This is a genomic window from Mycobacterium sp. (genome assembly GCF_032159765.1).
Classification (GTDB): domain Bacteria; phylum Actinomycetota; class Actinomycetes; order Mycobacteriales; family Mycobacteriaceae; genus Mycobacterium.
The window spans coordinates 1-19,973 of the sequence record NZ_JAVHWM010000119.1 but is presented as its reverse complement, the minus strand read 5'-3'; the positions used below and the strand labels follow the sequence as shown (position 1 = coordinate 19,973).

Sequence of the window (19,973 nt, the reverse complement as noted above, 5' to 3'; positions counted from 1 at the left end):
GCGAAATGGAATTCCGTGTCGTCCAGCGGACCGATTCACTGCACAGGTTTCTGTTTCGAGGAAGTCACCCGCAAGAACGCGTTGCCGCGCGGGGAGATTCGATAGCCAACGTCGAGGCTGATCGTCAGGCCCAGGCCTTTCAGCTGGCGGACACGGCGTTTGAACCGCGGCACGTCGAGGCCCTCGCGTTCGGCCAGGTCGGGCGCGCGCACTGCCTCGTTGTCGCGCACCAGTTGCAGGTACCGATGCGTCCATGGACCCGTGGCACTTGCGGCGTCGAGACGAGAGAGCGGGGCGCGGATCGCGTCGACGTCGTCGTCGCTCAGCGCGTCGTCAGCGGCCATCGCCGGCCGCTCGTCGGGGCGGAGGTAGGACACCTTGATCGCGTAGACGTGCTCGGCGGGCCGCCGATCCAGCTCGGTCTGGGCGGCCGCCGCGTCCCGGTAACCGGCCGCCCGGGCCTGCGCCGCAGTCACGCGGTAGTCGCCCGGGTACTCCGTCACGCCGTCGATGCGGATTGTGCCCGCCTGCGTGCGTTGCGTGCCGCCTGGCTTTGCGCGCGCCGTGTCCCAGCAGCGCAGCACCAATGTGATCCGTCCGTCGGCGATCCCGTCAGCCGTCGCGCGATTGAGCAACACGGACGGATCGTATGTCCGTTAGGCGTGGTATGCCTGAGGCGTGGCCGCCGCGGACGCGAGGAGCAATGAGGGGCACGGTCTGTTCGACGTTCCCGGCACCGATGACTCGCGCGACTGGCAGGGTCGCGGGCGTGGCGTGCCCGCGCCGCTGGCTGTCCGGATGCGGCCCGAGTCGCTCGAGGAGGTCGTCGGGCAGGCTCATCTGCTCACCCCGAATTCACCGCTGCGGCGGCTCGTCGAGGGGTCCGGCGCCGCGTCGATCGTCCTGTACGGACCGCCGGGTACCGGGAAAACCACGCTGGCCTCGTTGATCTCGCACGCGACGGGCCGCCGATTCGAGGCCCTATCGGCTGTGTCGGCCGGCGTGAAGGAAGTCCGGGCAGTGATCGACGTCGCCCGCCGCGCCGCGGCACACGGTGAGCAGACCGTGCTGTTCATCGACGAGGTGCACCGGTTCTCCAAGACCCAGCAGGACGCGCTGCTGGCCGCTGTCGAGAACCGGGTGGTGCTGCTGGTGGCCGCGACCACCGAGAACCCGTCCTTCTCGGTGGTGGCACCGTTGCTGTCACGCTCGCTGATTCTGAAGCTGGAGCCCCTGACGGCCGACGGCATCCGCACGGTCTTGCAGCGCGCGATCGACGATCCGCGGGGTTTGGGCGGCGCCGTGTCCGTCGAGCCCGACGCACTGGACCTGATGGTTCGACTGTCAGCGGGCGACGCGCGCCGGGCGCTGACGGCGCTGGAGGTCGCAGCCGAATCCGTCGCCGACGACGCGGCGCCTGTCACCGTCGAGACCATCGAGCAGTCCCTCGACAAGGCCGCCGTCCGATACGACCGGCAGGGCGACCAGCACTACGACGTGATCAGCGCGTTCATCAAGTCGGTCCGCGGCTCGGATGTCGATGCCGCCCTGCACTATCTGGCCCGCATGCTCGTCGCCGGGGAAGACCCGCGCTTTGTCGCCAGGCGGTTGATGATCCTGGCCAGCGAGGACATCGGGATGGCCGACCCCTCCGCTCTGCAGACGGCCGTCGCCGCCGCGCAGACCGTCCAGCTGATCGGGATGCCCGAGGCCCAGCTGACCCTTGCGCACGCGACGATTCACCTTGCGACAGCGCCGAAGTCGAATGCGGTGATCACGGCGATCTCCGCGGCGATGAAAGACATCAAGGCGGGCAAGGCCGGTCTCGTGCCCGCGCACCTGCGCGATGGGCACTACTCGGGCGCAGAGTCGCTGGGCAACGCAATCGGATACGCGTACTCACACGACGATCCTGACGGTGTTGTGCCGCAACAGTATCCGCCCGATGAGCTGGTGGGCGTGGACTACTACCGGCCCACCGAGCACGGTGGTGAGCGGGAGATCGGCAAGCGGTTGGAGCGCTTGCGCGCGATCATCCGCCGGAAGCGTTAATCCCCGCGCATTGTCAGCGCTGTGTCTGCGCGCCAATCCGCACCTTGGTCGGCGGTTCCGGCTGCGGGTTGAAACCCTTGATGGTGCCGGGGTTCGTCGCAGGGTTGCTCGCCACGGGCTTGCCCGGGGGATCGGGCTGTGGATCGAAGGCGTGTGCCGTGCCGGACGCCAGTCCCAACGCGGCAAGCGTGAGAGCGCCGGACACGACGAGCTTTCCGGCCATCGCCTTTACGTTGCGGTCCATGTCGTTCCTTTCGCTGCCAGGCGGACCAGTCGGTCCGTCGCAACGAGGCTGCCCGCAACGTCTTGGCGGATTCTTGGCGTCGGTGGCCATCCGCGCCCGCATCGATTTCTGCACTAGGGCTGTGCAGCGGCGATTTTCGCAGCCCTGCTGCAGAATTCGGCGCGTTTTGGGGCTTAGACGACGTGAAGCCACTGCGCGATTCGTCGGAATCTGCGCAGTGGCTTCACGTGTGGCGCCGAGTCAGGCGATGGTGCGCGAACCCGTTACCAGCGTCGCGAAAGGCGCGAGCGCGGCCGGCCGAATGCTCCGCGGCCGAATGTGCCGCGGCGATATCCACCGCCGACCATCGCCGACACCAGGGCCACACCAAGTGCAGCCACGATCACCTGGACGAGCAATTCACCCCAGTCGATACCGGGTGTGTTGATCGGGATGCCCATCGTCTTGGCCAGGGCCGTCCCGATGAATGCGGCGACTATGCCGACGAGGATAGTCAGCCAGATCGGAAGTGGTTGCTTGCCGGGGACTACGAGCCGTCCGAGAACGCCGACCACCAGGCCGATCAGGATTGCGCCGAGAACGCTGCCGATTGTCATATTGCCTCCGATGACGGGTGTGATGAAAGTGGCATACCCGGGTCGGCGGCCAATAAACGGCGGCGCAAATTAAGTTTCGATTGCGGCCACTGATCGCCGAAACTGAAGCCAGGGTTGCTTTTTCGCGGGATCGCGACCCCGGGTTCAGTTTCGGCGCGGTGGGGGGCTGGATCAGGCCAGCTCAGGCACCCGAAGGTGAGCGAGCGCCAACTCGAATTCGCCGACGTCGAGCTGGTCGGCGCCCAACTCCCGGAGCCGAGCCACCCGCAGCGACCGCGCGGCTTCCCGGTTGCCGTCCATCGCCTCGCTGCTGTCGAACGTCACCGACGACACCGAACGGCCCGAGGCGCGATCGACCATCAGGCTCGCGCTGCAGAAGCCGTCGAGTTCCTCCAACGACGGCAGCACCGACTCCCGGTACAGCTCGACGGATCGGGCCATCTGGCCTTGTGGGACCTTGAACCAGGTCGCCCTCACGCAGGCACCCTCACCGGACGGGCGGTCTCTGTGCACGATCGCGATCTCCCAGGTGTTAACTGCAGCGCTGCCGCGGAAACTTTCCGCGGCCCGATCGCGAAGTGGCGCTACCTGTTCCGCGCTCGCCTGCATCGCATCCTCGGTCTCCCACGCGGTGGTGATGATGCACCGGCCGGACTCGCGGTCGACCAACAAGGAGATGCCGATGCACCCATCAATCGTCTCGAGTGCGGGCATGACTTCGTCGCAGACGTACGCAATACCCGCGTCGACGGACTCCGGTTGCGCCTCAATAGTGGTAGAACGTGCGTGCACGATCCACCCCCTCTGTGATCAGGGCAGCGCCCCGGCGGCGCTACCGGTACAACCACTACCTTGGCCCGGCTGACCACTCGTTTCAATGGTTCAGGCGCGTGCTAATTCCTAAGCGGTTCCACGCGACCGACCGCTGATCCCGCGCCAGCGAGACCAGCGGTCGTCGGCGGTCGTCAGGTCAGGCCAGCTCGGGCACCTGCAGGTGTGCGAGCGCCAGCTCGAACTCGCATTCGTCGAGCTCCTCAACCCCCACCTCCCGCATCTTTGCGGTCTTGAGGGCCATCGCCTGGTCCCTGTTTCGCTCCATCGCCTCGCGGCTGTCGAACGTCGCGGTCGACACGCCCCGCCCGGTCTCGCGTTCGATCAGCAGGCTGGCGCTACAGAAACCGTCGAGGTTCTCCAGGTCGGGCAAGACGGACGTCTTGTAGTACTCGATACTTTGGTCCGTCAGCGCCGGATCGCCCTTCACCCAGGTCGCCCGCGCGCAGGCCCCGTCACTGGATCGGTGGTCTCTGTGCAGGACGGCGATCTCCCATTCTTCGATCTTCTCGACATTGCCGCCAAGTTTCTCGGCCGCCCGATCGCGCAGCTGGCGCGCCGTGTCCGCGCTCGCGCGCATCGCCTCGTCGGTCTCCCAAGCGGTGGTGATAATGCAGCGGCCAGATTCCCGATCGACCATGGCCGACATACCGACACACCCGTCAATGGCCTTGACTGCGGGCATGATTTCATCGCGAATATGCGCAATTCCGGAGTCGATTGACGAGGTTTGCGCCTGAACAGTGGTAGAACGTGCGTGCACGATCCGCCCCCTCTTCCTCGGGGCAGCGCCCCCGTGGCGCCACCGGTCCACTAGTTAGGTTCCTCCTCTCGACGGGGTGTGGCAATGGGCTGCGTTTGTAGGGTGGAGGCGTGGACTCCGCCGTGCTCGACGTGGACACCGCGCGCCGACGCGTCGTCGACCTCACCGGCGACGTGCGCGCGTTCTGCGCATCCCACCGCGATGGCTTGTGCAACGTGTTCGTCCCGCATGCCACGGCCGGGGTCGCGGTGATCGAGACGGGCGCTGGCAGCGACGACGACCTCGTCGCCACGCTCGAACGGCTGCTGCCCCGCGACGACCGCTATCGCCACGCGCACGGCTCGCCGGGACATGGCGCCGATCATGTTCTGCCGGCTTTTGTCGCGCCGTCGGTGACGGTGCCCGTCCAAGCGGGTACACCGCTGCTCGGCACGTGGCAGAGCATCGTGCTGGTGGACCTCAACCGCGACAATCCGCGGCGTTCGGTCCGGCTGAGTTTCGTCGAGGGTTGATCGGCCGGCTAAGGGCACCGCCCGCTTGTCCGAAACGTTGATTTAGGCAGACCGGTAATGTAATCGGGTCGAGTAGACCCCCGAGAAAAGACAGCGACAGCAACACAGTGCAGACACACGAGATCAGGAAACGGTTCCTGGAGCACTTCGTGAAGGCAGGTCACACCGAGGTGCCCAGCGCATCGGTGATCCTTGACGACCCCAACTTGCTGTTCGTCAACGCCGGCATGGTCCAGTTCGTCCCGTACTTTCTGGGCCAGCGCAAGCCGCCCTACGCCACCGCCACCAGCATCCAGAAGTGCATCCGCACACCCGACATCGACGAGGTGGGCGTCACAACCCGGCACAACACCTTCTTCCAGATGGCGGGCAACTTCTCGTTCGGCGACTACTTCAAGAAGGGCGCCATCGAGCTCGCCTGGACGCTGCTGACCAATCCCGTGGACGAGGGCGGATACGGCCTTGACCCCGAAACACTCTGGGCCACTGTTTATCTCGACGACGACGAGGCTGCTCAGCTGTGGCAGGAGATCGCCGGACTGCCCCCCGAGCGGATTCAGCGCCGCGGCATGGCCGACAACTATTGGTCGATGGGGATCCCGGGACCCTGCGGGCCGTCTTCGGAGATCTACTTCGACCGCGGCCCCGAGTACGGCCCCGAAGGCGGCCCGATCGCCAGCGAGGACCGCTACATCGAGATCTGGAACCTCGTGTTCATGCAGAACGAGCGCGGGGAAGGCACGTCGAAGGAAGATTTCGAGATCCTCGGTCCGTTGCCGCGCAAGAACATTGACACCGGCATGGGCGTCGAGCGAGTGGCGTGCATCCTGCAGGGCGTCGACAACGTCTACGAGACGGATCTCCTGCGTCCGGTGATCGACACAGTCGCTGAGATCGCGCCGCGGGCCTACGGTGCGGGCAATCACGACGACGACGTCCGCTACCGGATCATCGCCGACCACAGCCGCACCGCCGCGATTCTCATCGGCGACGGCGTGAGCCCCGGTAACGACGGGCGCGGATACGTACTGCGCCGGTTGCTGCGTCGCATCGTGCGCGCAGCCAAGCTGCTCGGCATCGAGACCCCGATCATGGGTGAGCTGATGGCCACAGTGCGCGACGCGATGGGACCGTCGTACCCGGAGCTGGTCACCGACTTCGACAGGATCACCAGGCTCGCCCAAGCCGAAGAGACCGCGTTCAACCGAACGCTGGCCTCCGGTTCGCGCCTCTTCGACGAGGCGGCCAGCGCCACAAGGGCTTCCGGTGCCACGGTACTGAGCGGCTCCGACGCATTCACGCTGCACGACACCTACGGATTCCCGATCGACCTGACCCTCGAAATGGCGGCGGAGTCCGGGCTGACCGTCGACGAAGAGGGCTTCCGCACGCTGATGGCCGATCAGCGTAAACGTGCCCAGGAGGACGCGAGGAAACGCAAGCACGCCCACGCCGACCTGTCGGCATATCGCGAATTGGTGGACGCCGGGCCGACGGAGTTCACCGGATTCCACGAACTCGCCACCGAGGCAAGGATTCTCGGCATCTTTGTCGACGGCAGGCGAGTGCCCGTCGTTGCGCACAGTCCGGAGACCCAGACACAGCGCGTCGAACTGATCCTCGACCGCACCCCGCTGTATGCCGAATCGGGCGGCCAGGAGGCCGACCGGGGCTCGATTACCGGTACCGGCGGGAGTGCGACGGCGAAGGCCGCCGTCACCGATGTGCAGAAAATCGCGAAAACGCTGTGGGCGCATCGGGTCAACGTCGAGTCCGGCGAGTTCGTCGAGGGCGACACCGTCGTCGCCGCGGTCGACCCGAGCTGGCGCCACGGCGCCACGCAGGGCCACTCCGGCACCCACCTGGTGCACGCGGCTTTGCGGCAAGTGCTGGGGCCCAACGCCGTTCAGGCCGGCTCGCTGAACCGTCCTGGCTACCTGCGGTTCGACTTCAACTGGCAAGGCGCGCTGTCCGACGACCAGCGCACCCAGATCGAAGAAGTCACCAACGAAGCGGTCGAGGCCGACTTCGAAGTCCACACGTTCACCACCGAACTCGACAAGGCCAAGGCGATGGGCGCGATGGCGCTGTTCGGCGAGAACTACCCGGACGAGGTCCGCGTGGTCGAGATCGGCGGTCCTTTCTCTCTGGAATTGTGCGGTGGCACCCACGTGCACAACTCGGCGCAGGTCGGACCAGTGACGATCCTGGGCGAGTCGTCGATCGCGTCCGGCGTGCGTCGTGTGGACGCCTTCGTCGGGCTGGACGCGTTCCGGCACCTGGCCAAGGAGCGGGCTCTGCTGGCTGGGCTCGCATCGTCACTGAAGGTGCCGTCCGAGGAGGTGCCCGCCAGGGTGGCCACTCTGGTCGAGAAGCTCAAAGTCGCGGAGAAGGAACTCGAGCGGACCCGGCAGGCCTCGGCGCGTGCGACAGCCGCGAACGCGGCCGCCGGCGCCGAACAAGTCGGTAGGGTCCGAGTCGTGGCCCAGCGAATGTCATCCGAAGCAGCTTCGGACTTGCGCGGCCTCGCCGGCGACATCCGCGGCCGGCTCGGCACCGACCCGGTGGTCGTGACACTGATCGCCGAGGGAGACACCGGAAGCGTGCCCTACGTCGTCGCAGCGAATCCGGCTGCGGTCGACCTGGGTGTTCGCGCCAACGACCTGGTGAAGCTGCTCAACGAAGCGGTCGATGGCGCCGGCGGAGGCAAGGCCGATTTTGCTCAGGGTTCGGGCAAACGCGCCGCCGGAATCGATGGAGCGCTATCCGCGCTACGAGCCGAGATCGCGCGGAGCTAACTGGGTGACCGTCGGTAACGAGCGACTGCCGGACCGGCCCGGCAGCGATGACCCCGGGCGGGGTCGGCGGCTTGGCATCGACGTCGGGACCGTGCGGATCGGGGTCGCGGTGAGCGACCCCGACGGCGTCCTGGCGACTCCCGTGGAGACCGTCCGCAGAGACCGCGGCGACGCGCATCTGCGGCGCCTCGTGGCGCTGGTCGGCAAACTCGATGTCGTCGAGGTGGTGGTCGGCCTGCCGCGCACGTTGGCCGACCGCGCCGGCGCCTCCGCGCGCGACGCGCTAGCCGTCGCCGACGGTCTGGCCGCGCGCCTTCCGAGTGTTCCGCTGCGCCTTGCCGACGAGCGCCTGACCACCGTGGCGGCGCAACGGTCGTTGCGCGACGCGGGCATCCGCGCAAAGGCACAGCGCTCCGTGATCGACCAGGCCGCCGCCGTCGCGATCCTGCAGGGGTGGCTCGATCAGCGCCGCGCTGCCCTCAGCCGTGGAGCCGGCAATGCCTAGCGGCTGGGCGCACGAGCGTACCGAGCCTGTCGCGCCGAGCTCGGAGCGGCGCAGCGCCCGTCTCGAACGTGCGCGAAGGGACCGAAACCGGCGCCGCCGCAAAAACACTCGCATGGCGATCCTTGCTGTGCTGATCGTCGGCGTGATCTTCGGGGTCTTTCTCGTCTCCAAGTTCGTGCACACATGGTTCGGCGACTACTCGGGCGAGGGCAAAAGCGACGTTGTCATCCAGGTGCATGACGGCGACTCGACCACCGCGATCGGCCAAACGCTGCAGGACAATCACGTCGTCTCGTCGGGCCGCAAGTTTGTCGAAGCGGCTCAAGGCAATTCGACGATCTCATCGATCCAGCCGGGCTTCTACCAGATGCGTACCGAGATTTCGGCGGAGGCGGCGGTAACGCGATTGGCCGACCCGGCGAACCGGGTCGGCAAGCTGGTGATCCCAGAAGGCCGCCAGCTCGACGACATCACCGACGTCAAGACCAATGCGGTGACAGAGGGCATCTTCACGCTGATTTCGCACGCGTCGTGCGCGAAAGTCGACGGCGAACGGCGATGTGTGCCTGTGAACGGTCTGCGCGATGCGGCGAAAAACGATAAGCCGGCGGCGCTGAATGTCCCCACCTGGGCAGCACCGCGTGTCGAGGCGATGGGCGGCGATCATCGTCGGCTCGAGGGCCTGATCGCACCGGGCACATGGAACATCGACCCCTCGTGGACGCCCGACGTGGCGTTGGCGTCCCTGATCGGCGGCAGTGCGACCCAGTTCTCGCAGCACGGGCTCGGCACGTCCCCGGACGGCCAGGCAATGACGCCTTACGACACCCTGATCGTCGCGTCGCTGGTACAGCGTGAATCGAAACCGGCCGACTTCGCCAAGGTGGCACGGGTGATCTACAACCGGCTTCAGGTACACCAGAAACTCGAATTCGACTCCACGATCAACTATCCGCTGGACCGTCAGGAAGTGGCGACCACCGACGCCGACCGCGGCCGCAACACGCCGTGGAACACTTACCTCAACGAGGGACTGCCCAGGACGCCGATCTGCTCGCCTGGCGATCAGGCGCTGGCGGCCGCCGAACGGCCCGAACCGGGCGACTGGCTGTACTTCGTCACGGTGGACCTGCAGGGCACGACGTTGTTCACCGCCGACTATCAGGAACACCTGCGCAACATCGAGTTGGCCAAGCACAACGGTGTCCTCGACAGCGGCCGATGAGGGGCGATGACTGGTCGTAGGGCCGCGGTGCTGGGCTCGCCGATCGCGCACTCCAAGTCGCCGCAGTTGCACCTGGCGGCCTACCGCGCGTTGGGGCTGGATGACTGGACCTATGAGCGCATTGAGTGCACCGCGGACCAATTGCCCTCGGTGGTAACAGGTTTCGGACCCGAATGGGTGGGTGTTTCTGTCACCATGCCGGGCAAGTTTGCCGCGCTGCACGTCGCCGACGAACGCAGCGAGCGCGCAACGCTTGTGGGATCGGCGAACACGTTGGTGCGCACCGAGCGTGGGTGGCTGGCAGACAACACCGACGTCGACGGCGTCGCGGGCGCACTGGGAGCGCTGAGCGGCGACGTGGTGGTGTTGGGCGCGGGCGGCACCGCGCGGGCCGCGGTGGTGGCGTCGGCCCGGCTGGGAGCGACTCGCGTCACCGTGGTCGCCCGCGACCCGGCCAAGGCGGAGCCGCTGCTTGCGCTGTCCTCCGCGGTGGGCGTCGACGGGCGCTGGCTGGCCTTTACCGACCCCGAACTTCCCGATGAGGTCAGGTCGTCCGGCGCGATGATCAGCACGCTTCCCGCGAACGCCGCGGCCGGCCATGTCGAGGCGCTGCGCGGCGCGGCTGTGCTGCTCGACGCCGTGTACGACCCGTGGCCCACCCCGCTTGCCGCGGCGGTTGCCGATGCTGGAGGCGTCGTGATCGACGGGATGCGCATGCTGATGCACCAGGCTTTCGCACAAGTCGAGCTCTTCACCGGCCTGCCGGCGCCAAAAGAAGCGATGGAAGCGGCGCTGCGCTGACTTAGCCTTCGAGCATGGGGGCTGGGGTTTGCGTCGTCGTGCTCGTCTGGTTGACCGCGTTGTGCAGTTACGACGTGCGTGAACGCCGGCTGCCGAATTGGCTGACCGTGCCGGGAGCGGTCGCGGTGCTGGCGTTCGCGGCGCTGACGGGCCGTGCGCTGCCTGCATTGGCGGGTGCGGCGGCTCTGGGCGGGCTCTACCTTGCCGTCCATCTGGTCGCGCCCTCAGCGATGGGAGCAGGCGATGTGAAACTCGCCTTCGGTGTCGGGGGCATCGCGGGCTATTTCGGCGTCGACGTCTGGCTGCTCGCTGCGCTGGCCGCTCCGCTGCTGACCGCCGGGTGGGCGCTGATCGAGCTTGCCCGTCGCGGGTCCCGCACGGTCCCGCACGGCCCGGCGATGTGCGTCGCCACCGCCACCGCCGCGGCACTGGCCCTTCTCTAGCCCGCTGAAACCGCCTTCCGGCAGCCTCGGCGATTAAACCCGGAATCCGCCGCATGGGAAGATGGGACGCGTGTTGCGATGGACGACGGCAGGCGAGTCGCACGGCCGCGCGCTGGTGAGCCTCCTGGAAGGCATGGTCGCCGGCGTCAACGTCACGTCCCGCGACATCCAGGCGCAGCTGGCTCGGCGCCGCCTGGGCTACGGGCGCGGCGCACGGATGAAGTTCGAGGCCGACGACGTCACCGTGCTCGCCGGAGTACGCCACGGCGTGACCCTCGGGGGCCCGATCGCCGTCGAGATCGGCAACACCGAGTGGCCCAAATGGGAGACCGTGATGGCCACCGACCCGGTCGACCCCGCGGAACTCGCCGACGTCGCACGCAATGCGCCACTGACGCGACCGCGGCCCGGGCACGCGGATTACGCGGGCATGCTCAAATATGGCTTCGACGACGCCCGGCCGGTGCTCGAGCGCGCCAGCGCCCGCGAGACCGCCGCTCGCGTGGCGGCAGGCACCATCGCCCGCGAGTTCCTGCGCCAGGCCTTGGGTGTCGAGGTGATCTCACACATCGTGTCGATCGGAGCATCGAAGCCTTACGACGGCCCGCCGCCGCAGGCCACTGACCTGGACGCGATCGACGCCAGCCCGGTGCGCGCCTTCGACAAAACGGCCGAACAGTTGATGATCGACGAAATCGAGGCCGCCAAGAGGGACGGTGACACGCTCGGCGGCGTGGTGGAAGTGGTCGCGTCGGACCTGCCCGTCGGGCTCGGCTCGTTCACCAGCGGCGACAATCGCCTCGACAGCCAGCTGGCCGCGGCCATCATGGGCATCCAGGCGATCAAGGGCGTCGAGATCGGCGACGGGTTCGAGACCGCCCGTCGCAGGGGCAGCGTGGCCCACGACGAGATGTATCCGGGCCCGGGCGGGGTGTTGCGCTCGACGAACCGCGCCGGCGGGCTCGAGGGCGGAATGACGAACGGACAGCCGCTGCGGGTTCGCGCGGCGATGAAGCCGATCTCGACGGTGCCGCGCGCGCTGGCCACCGTTGACATGGCCACCGGAGACGAGGCCGTGGCGATTCATCAGCGGTCCGACGTCTGCGCTGTGCCCGCCGCCGGCGTGGTCGCCGAGTCGATGGTCGCGCTCGTCCTGGCGCGCGCCGCGCTGGAGAAGTTCGGCGGCGACTCGATCAGCGAGACCAAGAACAACATCGCGTCGTATCTGGGGGCGATCGCCGCCCGGGATCTCGACGCTCGGGCGTCGGGGTAATAGTGATGGCGCCCAAGGCAGTACTGATCGGGTTGCCGGGCTCCGGCAAGTCGACGATCGGGCGACGGCTGGCCAGAGCGCTCGACCTCACCTTCCTTGACACCGACGCCGCGATCGAGGCCAAGACGGGCCGGACCATCGCCGAGGTGTTCGCCACCGACGGGGAGCAGCAGTTCCGGCGGATCGAAGAAGAGGTGGTGCGCGAGTCACTGGCGCAGCACGACGGAATCCTCGCGCTCGGCGGCGGCGCGGTGATCACCGAGGGTGTGCGCTCCGCGTTGGCCGGACACACCGTGATCTACCTGGAGATCAACGCCGCCGAGGGCGTGCGCCGCACCGGCGGCAACACCGTTCGGCCGCTGCTGGCAGGCCCCGATCGGCCCGCGAAATACCGTGCACTGATGGCGGATCGGGTTCCGTTGTACCGGCGCGTGGCCTCGATTCGGGTCAACACGAATCGGCGCAACCCTGGCGCCGTCGTGCGTTACATCGTGACGCGGCTGGAGAACGCGCACCAGCGCGACGCCGCCCAGGCGAGAAGGCGCAAGCGGCGCCCCGTCTGGCGGCGATCACCGATTTCGTTGAACCCCGGCGAATCCACCAACGCCCCACCGAGTCCCGCGACACTCGCCGCGCGATCCCGTCCGGAGCCGAACAGTGAACGGACGCAACGTGTTCCGGACGCAACGAGCAAAGAGGGTGCACCGGACGCGAGGAGGATGGAAGGTTGATTGAGCCTGTGACCGTCGAGGTTCTCGTCGACCCGCCTTACCCGGTGATCATCGGCACGGGATTGCAGGGTGAGTTGACGCGCATCGTCGACGGCACCCACAAGGTGGCGATCCTGCACCAGCCGGTGCTGGCGGAATCGGCCGAGCAGATCCGGAACTCGTTGGTAAGCAAGGGTATCGACGCTCACCGGATCGAGATCCCAGATGCCGAGGCGGGCAAGGAGCTGCGTGTCGTCGGATTCATCTGGGAAGTGCTGGGCCGCATCGGCGTTGGCCGCCGTGACATGATCGTGAGCCTTGGTGGCGGTGCCGCTACCGACGTCGCCGGCTTCGCCGCCGCCACCTGGTTGCGGGGAGTGTCGATCGTGCACATTCCGACGACGCTGCTCGGGATGGTCGACGCCGCGATCGGCGGCAAGACGGGGATCAACACCGAGGCCGGGAAGAACCTCGTCGGCGCCTTCCATCAGCCGCGCGCCGTGCTCATCGACCTGGCCGCCCTGAAAACGCTGCCGCGCAACGAGATCGTCGCCGGCATGGCCGAGGTGGTCAAGGCGGGCTTCATCGCTGACCCGGTAATACTCGACATCATCGAGCGCGACCCGCAAGCGGCACTCGACCCGAGTTCGGATGTCCTGCCCGAACTGATCCGGCGCGCGGTCGCCGTCAAGGCCGAGGTGGTCGCGGCCGACGAGAAGGAATCGCAGCTCCGCGAAATCCTCAACTACGGCCACACGCTGGCCCATGCCATCGAGCGCCGCGAACGGTATCAGTGGCGGCACGGTGCCGCGGTGTCCGTCGGGTTGGTGTTCGCCGCCGAATTGGGCAGGCTGGCGGGACGCCTGGACGACGCAACCGCCGACCGCCACCGGTCCATCCTGACTTCGCTCGGTCTGCCGGTCAGCTATGACCCCGACGCGCTGGCGGAACTCCTCGAGGTCATGGCCGGTGACAAGAAGACGCGCGCCGGGGTGCTGCGGTTCGTGGTGCTCGACGGGCTGGCCAAGCCCGGGCGGCTCGAGGGCCCGGATCCGTCGCTACTCGCAGCGGCGTACGCCGAAGTAGGCCGATGAGCCTCTCGGGCGAAGAGCAACAGAACGATGAGCCTCTCGGGCGAAGAGCAAATGGAAGGCAACGGATGACGACGGTCAACGTGCTCAACGGACCGAACCTGAATCGGCTGGGACTCCGCGAGCCGGAGGTGTACGGCACCACGACGTACCTCGAGCTCGTCGCGCTCATCGAGCGGTCGGCAACCGAACTCGGGTTGAAAGCGGTTGTGCGGCAAAGCGACAGCGAGGCCGAGCTGATCGATCTGATTCACCGGGCCGCCGACGCGGGCGAGCCGGTGATCCTGAACGCCGCGGGCCTGACGCACACCTCGGTGGCACTACGCGACGCGTGCGCGGAACTGACCGCACCCCTGATCGAGGTGCACATCTCAAATGTGTTCGCCCGCGAGCAGTTTCGCCACCACAGCTACGTCAGCGGGGTCGCAACGGGCGTAATCGTCGGGCTGGGCGTGCAGGGCTATCTGCTGGCCCTGCGCTACCTCGCCGGCTGAGCCTTGGTCGTATCGTCGTCGGCTTTCACCGCTTGGAACACGTCGGTGTCCGGATTGTCGCCGCTTCTGTTGTGCTTCCGGACGGGATGGGACTTGTTGTAACGCCGGTCGACGAGGCCGCGGCCGATGGTGACACCGATCATCGACATCACGAACACCAGAAGCGCGGTGTAGGCGGCAAACGTGGTGAGCTCGTTCAGCACGCCCATCACGTACAGGGCCTTGTAGAACAAGCTGATGATCCAGCACGCGGCGCCCGAGACGATTCCGGCGAACAGGCCGGCGAGCAACCATGTCATCGCGAGGTCGGAGCGACGCTCCGGGTCGGGCTGGGCATTGGCGTCGCCGCGGCCGTCGATGTACCCCCAGACCAGCGCCACGATGGCGAAGACCACCTGCAAGAAGATGCTGATGAGTATTGCCTGGGTCTCCCAGGTATTGATCATGATCGTCTGAACAAGCCGGATGACCGTTTGCAGGATCGCGAAGAACAATCCGCGCAGCAACCATGACCTCATGAGGGGTGAGCCTAGCGGGTACCGTCAAGTGCCGTGACATATTCCCAGCGACGCGACCGCCTGTCTCGCCGGCTGACGGCCGCCGGATTGGACGCGATGCTGGTCACCGACCTGGTCAATGTGCATTATCTGACGGGGTTCACCGGCTCGAACGCGGCCGTGCTCGTCTACGCCGACGACGACGCCGCCGCGCGTGCCGTGCTGGCCACCGACGGCAGATATCGCACCCAGGCGGCACAGCAGTCGCCGGATGTGCCGGTGGAGATCGAGCGCGCGTGCGGACGGCATCTGACCGCGCTGGCCGCCGCGTCCGGGGTGGCCCGCCTGGGGTTCGAGAGCCACGTGGTGACCGTCGACGGCTACGACGGTCTGGCCAAGGCCGCCGGCGATGTCGAACTGGTCCGGGCCTCCGGCACGGTCGAGGATCTGCGCGAGGTCAAGGACGACGGGGAGAAGGCGTTGTTGCGGCTGGCGTGTGAGGCCGCGGACGGCGCCCTCGCCGAGTTGATCACCCGAGGGGGTATCCGTCCCGGTAGGACCGAGCGTCAGGTGGCACGAGAGCTCGAGGCGCTGATGTTCGATCAGGGCGCCGACGGGATCTCCTTCGAGACCATCGTCGCGGCGGGACCCAATTCGGCGATACCGCATCACCGGCCGACCGATGCCGAGCTCGCGTCGGGTGACTTCGTCAAGATCGACTTCGGTGCGCTCGTCGCCGGTTACCACTCGGACATGACGCGGACGTTCGTGCTCGGCAAGGCCGCCCAGTGGCAGCTCGACATCTATGCGTTGGTAGCGGCAGCCCAGCGGGCCGGACGGGACGCGTTGGCTCCGGAGTCCGCGTGCAAGGACGTCGACGCGGCGGCGCGCAGCATGATCGCCGACGCCGGCTATGCCGACAATTTCGGGCACGGACTCGGGCACGGCGTGGGGCTGAACATCCACGAAGCACCGGCGATCAGCGCCTCGTCCGCGGCGACACTGCGCACAGGTTGTGCGGTGACGGTCGAACCGGGTGTCTACCTGCCAGACCGTGGTGGCGTCCGCATCGAGGACACTCTGATCGTGTGTGAGACCGGCCCCGAACTGCTGACGCGGTTCCCCAAGGACATGACGATCCTGGACTAGCGCACCGGGCGGGCCTGTCAGCTCACCAACGGTTCGGGCGGATGGCCGTTCCCAGTCGCGAGCTGACCGGCGTTTCAGTCCGTTGGTGCAACCCGGCAACGACGGCACCAGAGCCACGATGCTGGAAGCGTCGGTGAAGCGCGGCGATCATGCGCTCGATTCCGCGGCGTTCGTGCTCTTGCGCGCGGATCAACTGGCGGCACCGCCTCACGTCGTTGTGCCTGCCGCGGGATTCGAAAGCGGCCATGGCACTTTGGCATTTCGCGACGCGGTCGTCGATCTCCGCGCAGTTCTCGATGAGCAATGCGAGGAAATGCTCGGCCTGACCGCGATCCGCTGCCGCTGCGTCCGTGGCCCGATCGCTACCCCCCGTGAGTCGATGCACCGGGACAACGTAACTGACGCCTGGGTCAGTCGCAGGGCTTTGGCGCTCGCTGATTGCTCTCGCGTCAGGATCAGGGCCGGCAGCGCACGGCGAAGGGATTTGTGTGCGGATGAGAGGATGACCGCCAGGAGTTGCACTCTGTTTCAGTCAAGCTAGGAGAACAACCAACCGTGGCAAGCACTGCCGACTTCAAGAACGGGCTCGTCCTTCAAATCGACGGACAGCTATGGCAGATCGTCGAGTTTCAGCACGTCAAGCCGGGCAAGGGGCCGGCGTTCGTGCGGACCAAGCTCAAGAACGTGCTGTCGGGAAAGGTCGTCGACAGGACGTACAACGCCGGTGTGAAGGTCGAGACGGCGACGGTTGACCGCCGTGACATGACGTTTTTGTACCGCGACGGCGCGGACTTCATCTTCATGGATAGCCAAGACTACGAACAGCACCCGCTACCCGAATCGCTCGTTGGCGACGCGTCACGCTTCCTGCTCGACAACATGGACGTGCAGGTGGCCTTCCACGACGGCAGCCCGCTCTACATCGAGATGCCCGTGACGGTGGAGCTGGAAGTCACCCACACCGAACCGGGCCTGCAGGGCGACCGCTCGAGTGCCGGTACCAAGCCCGCCACGCTGGAAACCGGTGCGCAGATTAACGTTCCGCTGTTCATCAACACCGGCGACAAGCTGAAGGTCGATTCTCGCGACGGCAGCTATCTGGGCCGGGTGAATGCCTGACCGCCGGCCCGACCGCGGACGGCACCAAGCCCGCAAGCGCGCTGTCGATCTGCTCTTCGAGGCCGACGCGCGGGGTCTGACCCCAGCCGAAATCGCCGACTCACGCAACGCGCTGGCCGCACAGCAAGGCGATGTGGCGCCGCTGAATCCGTACACGGTGACGGTCGCGCGCGGCGTTACCGAACACAGCGCGCACATCGACGACCTCATCTCGTCGCATCTGCAGGACTGGACCCTGGACCGGCTGCCTGCGGTCGACCGCGCGATCTTGCGTGTCGCGGTGTGGGAACTGTTGCACGCCAGCGATGTTCCTGAGCCGGTGGCAGTCGACGAGGCGGTGGAGCTGGCGAAAAAACTGTCCACTGATGATTCGCCGGGTTTCGTCAACGGTGTGCTCGGGCAGATCATGCTGGTGACGCCGCAGATCCGGGCCGCGGCCGCGGCATTGCGAGGGATACCGGAGACCTGAGTTGGTCGCGGTGCTAATGCGCGACTGAATAGTCCGGGAGTTCGATGGCGTCGGCTGTGGTGAACCACTTCTTCTCGGCGAAGGGCCGAAACGGCCAGCGCTGCATCCACTTCATCACCTGTGCGGTGATCGCGATGTCGCGAGCTGTTGCAGGCATGTAGCCGTCGATGCCCTGCGGCAGGTCTTGGCAGGTGTCGATGTAAGGCCGCATCACAGTCTCGTAGCGGCCCAACGCCGTTCGGATCCTCTCACCGTCCAGCCCATCGGCAGCACCGAGTTCGCCCGCCAACACATACGCGCCGACCAACGCCAGGCTGGTGCCCATGCCGCTCAACGGAGACGCGCAGTATCCTGCGTCGCCGACAAGCGTCACCCGGCCCTTCGAGAACGTCTGCATGTGCACCTGGGCGAACGCGTCGAAGTAGAAGTCGTCGGCCTCCGGGATGGCAGCCAGCAGCGCGTCGGACTGCCACCCGGCTCCCGTGAACTTCTCGACCAGCAGCTCGCGTTGCTGGTCGACGTTGCGCCGATCGTATTCGATCGGCTCAGACCGGAACGCCAAGCCGGCCTTCGCTTTTGCCGGATCGTGTGACGGGCGCATCGACGCGTTCAGGCCCGGCGCCTGATACATCAGATACCAGCCGTCGAGTCCGACGGTGTCGGGGGCGGTGAACAACGCGTTGTATCCGCCGAGCGGCTTGACGAATTCTTCCTCGGGCCCGAAGGCCAAGCGCCGCACCGCCGAATGTGGTCCATCGGCGCCGACCACCAGATCCGCGGTCAATGCCGTCCCGTCGCTGAGGGTGACGTCGACAGCGTCGTCGGTCTGCTCGAGCGCGGTGATCCGGGTGTCGAACCGGTACTCGGCCGCATCGGCGGTGGCCTGGTAGAGCACATCGACCAGGTCGCCGCGCAAGATCTCCAGTTTCGACACCAGCCCGTTGCCGTGAAACGCCTCAACGGGCATCTCCGCCCGGCGACGGCCATCGGATTTCACCCAGGCCACGCCCCGCTGCTCGAGCGAGCGCGCGACCATCTCGTCGTGCAGGTGCATCTTGTAGACGACCTCGCGCCCCGCGCCGCGCAGGTCGACGGTTTGCCCGCCTGGACGAATGCCGGCCGAGAGTTCGACGACGAAGACTCGATAGCCGTTCGCCGACAACCAATGTGCGAGGGACGGCCCGGCAATTCCGGCGCCGCTGATAACGACGGTGGGTTGCGCCACGCGGACCAGCGTAGACGCCGTGCTCCTTTCCGCTCAGTGCGATTCGAAACCGCGGATGGCGCGCAAGGTGGCGCAATCGACCGGAATCACCATATTCGTGCTGGTAGCAGCGGTGTTCACGCGGCGGAATCCGCTGTGCCCAGTACCCGGGCCCGCGTCGCGAGCAGTCAGGTAGCACCGGTGGCTCATACCGTGAGTGCGTGCCCGCCGCCGAACCGACACCTCTGCGACGATCCCGCGCCGACCAGGCGCGGCAGGTCGCCGACGTGCTGCGCCATCAGATCCACGCGGGTGCCTACGATGACGGGCTGCCGGCCGAGCATGAGTTGGCAGCGGAATTCTTTGTATCGCGCAACGCGATCCGCGAGGCGTTGACCGCGTTGAAGGCCGAAGGGCTCATCGACCGCGGGCCGAAGGTCGGTACCCATGTGGCGCAACGAAAATACGACCACGGACTGGACGCGCTACTCGGTCTCAAAGAAACTTTCAAGGGCTATGGAGAGGTCCGCAATGAGGTGCGCGCGGCCATGGAGATCGCCGCGCCGCCGTCAGTTGCCCGCAGGTTGTTGCTTGAGCCGGGCGAACGGGTGGTCTTCGTCGAGCGACTTCGGTATCTGGGGGATCTGCCGCTCAGCCTCGACCTCACCTACCTCTCGCCGGACATCGGCGCCGAAGTGCTTCGTCATTCATTGGAGGCCAACGACATCTTCGCGCTCATCGAAGATGTCAGCGGCCAGGCTCTGGGCTCGGCGACGCTGGCAGTCGAAGCGATTCCGGCAGATGCGCACTCGGCCGCGACACTTGACGTACCCAACGGGGCAGCACTTCTGATGCTGGAGCGGCTCACCCGCCTTCACGACGGGCAGCCCGTCGATCTCGAGTACATCCGCATGCGCGGTGACCGAATCACACTGCGCGGCAATCTGACGAGGAGCAAGCCATGACGCTGGTGAACCAACGCGCCGACGTTCCCGTGACGATCGACGAGTCGCTCTGTGTTGACGGGTGCACGTTGTGTGTGGAGGTCTGTCCTCTCGACGCGCTGGCCATCAACCCGGACACCGGCAAGGCCTACATGCACGTCGACGAGTGCTGGTACTGCGGGCCGTGCGCGGCTCGATGCCCCACCGGCGCGGTCACCGTCAACATGCCCTATCTCATCCGCTAAAGGACCCC

Annotated in this window: 23 protein-coding genes and 1 pseudogene; 16 read left to right on the top strand and 8 right to left on the bottom strand. The window is 66.8% G+C overall.

Annotation, left to right across the window (positions count from 1 at the left end; all coding sequences use genetic code 11):
- Positions 1–35: 35 nt before the first annotated feature.
- Positions 36–638: a hypothetical protein gene (locus tag QOH60_RS13350; RefSeq protein ID WP_526421006.1), complete on the bottom strand. Its 603-nt coding sequence runs from the start codon at positions 636–638 to the stop codon at positions 36–38.
- A gap of 40 nt (positions 639–678) precedes the next feature.
- Here QOH60_RS13350 and QOH60_RS13345 point away from each other — a divergent pair, with 40 nt between their 5' ends.
- On the top strand, positions 679–2,052 hold the full coding sequence (locus QOH60_RS13345; RefSeq protein WP_526421004.1) for a replication-associated recombination protein A: 1,374 nt from the start codon (positions 679–681) through the stop codon (positions 2,050–2,052).
- A 13-nt stretch (positions 2,053–2,065) separates the two neighbouring features.
- Here the strand turns inward: QOH60_RS13345 and QOH60_RS13340 are convergent, their stop codons facing one another.
- From QOH60_RS13340 to QOH60_RS13325, 4 genes are all read right to left on the bottom strand, one after another.
- A complete protein-coding gene (locus QOH60_RS13340; protein WP_526421002.1) occupies positions 2,066–2,296 on the bottom strand; it encodes a hypothetical protein in 231 nt (76 codons plus the stop codon).
- A gap of 263 nt (positions 2,297–2,559) precedes the next feature.
- A complete protein-coding gene (locus QOH60_RS13335) occupies positions 2,560–2,892 on the bottom strand; it encodes a GlsB/YeaQ/YmgE family stress response membrane protein (RefSeq protein WP_526421000.1) in 333 nt (110 codons plus the stop codon).
- Positions 2,893–3,063: 171 nt separating this feature from the next.
- Complete coding sequence (locus QOH60_RS13330) at positions 3,064–3,684, bottom strand: antibiotic biosynthesis monooxygenase (RefSeq protein WP_526420998.1); 621 nt, start codon at positions 3,682–3,684, stop codon at positions 3,064–3,066.
- Between the two features lie 178 nt (positions 3,685–3,862).
- Entirely contained in the window at positions 3,863–4,486 is a 624-nt protein-coding gene (locus QOH60_RS13325; protein WP_526420996.1) for a hypothetical protein, read from the bottom strand.
- 122 nt (positions 4,487–4,608) lie between these two features.
- On the opposite strand from QOH60_RS13325, the gene QOH60_RS13320 reads away from it, so the two are divergent.
- The 10 genes and pseudogenes from QOH60_RS13320 to aroQ all read left to right on the top strand — a co-directional run bounded on the left by QOH60_RS13320 (position 4,609) and on the right by aroQ (position 14,338).
- Positions 4,609–4,998: a secondary thiamine-phosphate synthase enzyme YjbQ gene (locus QOH60_RS13320; protein ID WP_526421036.1), complete on the top strand. Its 390-nt coding sequence runs from the start codon at positions 4,609–4,611 to the stop codon at positions 4,996–4,998.
- Between the two features lie 107 nt (positions 4,999–5,105).
- Positions 5,106–7,796, top strand: a complete 2,691-nt coding sequence (gene alaS, locus QOH60_RS13315; RefSeq protein ID WP_526420994.1) for an alanine--tRNA ligase — start codon at positions 5,106–5,108, stop codon at positions 7,794–7,796.
- Between the two features lie 4 nt (positions 7,797–7,800).
- Positions 7,801–8,301 (top strand): Holliday junction resolvase RuvX, encoded by a 501-nt coding sequence (gene ruvX, locus QOH60_RS13310; RefSeq protein ID WP_526420992.1) that lies wholly within the window; start codon positions 7,801–7,803, stop codon positions 8,299–8,301.
- Positions 8,294–9,526: an endolytic transglycosylase MltG gene (mltG, locus tag QOH60_RS13305; protein ID WP_526420990.1), complete on the top strand. Its 1,233-nt coding sequence runs from the start codon at positions 8,294–8,296 to the stop codon at positions 9,524–9,526. The genes ruvX and mltG overlap by 8 nt, the downstream gene beginning before the upstream one ends.
- Before the next feature lie 6 nt (positions 9,527–9,532).
- The gene (locus QOH60_RS13300; protein WP_526420988.1) at positions 9,533–10,327 is read left to right on the top strand and encodes a shikimate dehydrogenase; all 795 of its coding nucleotides are present in this window, start codon (positions 9,533–9,535) and stop codon (positions 10,325–10,327) included.
- Positions 10,328–10,341: 14 nt separating this feature from the next.
- Positions 10,342–10,770, top strand: coding sequence for a prepilin peptidase (locus tag QOH60_RS13295; RefSeq protein WP_526420986.1), 429 nt, complete (start codon positions 10,342–10,344; stop codon positions 10,768–10,770).
- 70 nt (positions 10,771–10,840) lie between these two features.
- The gene (gene aroC / locus QOH60_RS13290; RefSeq protein WP_526420984.1) at positions 10,841–12,043 is read left to right on the top strand and encodes a chorismate synthase; all 1,203 of its coding nucleotides are present in this window, start codon (positions 10,841–10,843) and stop codon (positions 12,041–12,043) included.
- A 5-nt stretch (positions 12,044–12,048) separates the two neighbouring features.
- A pseudogene (locus QOH60_RS13285) lies at positions 12,049–12,573 on the top strand (shikimate kinase); the annotation flags it as partial.
- A 197-nt stretch (positions 12,574–12,770) separates the two neighbouring features.
- Positions 12,771–13,847 carry a 3-dehydroquinate synthase gene (gene aroB / locus QOH60_RS13280; RefSeq protein ID WP_526420982.1) on the top strand — a complete coding sequence of 359 codons (1,077 nt, stop codon included), beginning with the start codon at positions 12,771–12,773 and terminating at the stop codon, positions 13,845–13,847.
- 65 nt (positions 13,848–13,912) lie between these two features.
- Complete coding sequence (gene aroQ, locus QOH60_RS13275) at positions 13,913–14,338, top strand: type II 3-dehydroquinate dehydratase (protein ID WP_526420980.1); 426 nt, start codon at positions 13,913–13,915, stop codon at positions 14,336–14,338.
- Here the strand turns inward: aroQ and QOH60_RS13270 are convergent.
- A complete protein-coding gene (locus QOH60_RS13270) occupies positions 14,323–14,856 on the bottom strand; it encodes a B-4DMT family transporter (RefSeq protein WP_526420978.1) in 534 nt (177 codons plus the stop codon). The genes aroQ and QOH60_RS13270 overlap by 16 nt on opposite strands.
- A gap of 33 nt (positions 14,857–14,889) precedes the next feature.
- Between QOH60_RS13270 and QOH60_RS13265 the strand changes: the two genes are divergently transcribed.
- Positions 14,890–15,984 (top strand): M24 family metallopeptidase, encoded by a 1,095-nt coding sequence (locus tag QOH60_RS13265; protein ID WP_526420976.1) that lies wholly within the window; start codon positions 14,890–14,892, stop codon positions 15,982–15,984.
- 22 nt (positions 15,985–16,006) lie between these two features.
- Here QOH60_RS13265 and QOH60_RS13260 read toward each other — a convergent pair whose 3' ends face one another.
- The gene (locus tag QOH60_RS13260; protein WP_526420974.1) at positions 16,007–16,369 is read right to left on the bottom strand and encodes a hypothetical protein; all 363 of its coding nucleotides are present in this window, start codon (positions 16,367–16,369) and stop codon (positions 16,007–16,009) included.
- A gap of 170 nt (positions 16,370–16,539) precedes the next feature.
- Between QOH60_RS13260 and efp the strand changes: the two genes are divergently transcribed.
- A complete protein-coding gene (gene efp / locus QOH60_RS13255; protein ID WP_526420972.1) occupies positions 16,540–17,103 on the top strand; it encodes an elongation factor P in 564 nt (187 codons plus the stop codon).
- Complete coding sequence (gene nusB / locus QOH60_RS13250; RefSeq protein WP_526420970.1) at positions 17,096–17,572, top strand: transcription antitermination factor NusB; 477 nt, start codon at positions 17,096–17,098, stop codon at positions 17,570–17,572. The genes efp and nusB overlap by 8 nt, the downstream gene beginning before the upstream one ends.
- Before the next feature lie 13 nt (positions 17,573–17,585).
- Here the strand turns inward: nusB and QOH60_RS13245 are convergent, their stop codons facing one another.
- Positions 17,586–18,797, bottom strand: a complete 1,212-nt coding sequence (locus QOH60_RS13245) for an FAD-dependent oxidoreductase (RefSeq protein WP_526420968.1) — start codon at positions 18,795–18,797, stop codon at positions 17,586–17,588.
- A gap of 200 nt (positions 18,798–18,997) precedes the next feature.
- Between QOH60_RS13245 and QOH60_RS13240 the strand changes: the two genes are divergently transcribed.
- Entirely contained in the window at positions 18,998–19,741 is a 744-nt protein-coding gene (locus tag QOH60_RS13240; protein WP_526420966.1) for a GntR family transcriptional regulator, read from the top strand.
- Positions 19,738–19,965, top strand: a complete 228-nt coding sequence (locus tag QOH60_RS13235) for a 4Fe-4S dicluster domain-containing protein (RefSeq protein WP_526420964.1) — start codon at positions 19,738–19,740, stop codon at positions 19,963–19,965. The genes QOH60_RS13240 and QOH60_RS13235 overlap by 4 nt, the downstream gene beginning before the upstream one ends.
- The last annotated feature ends 8 nt before the right edge of the window (positions 19,966–19,973 follow it).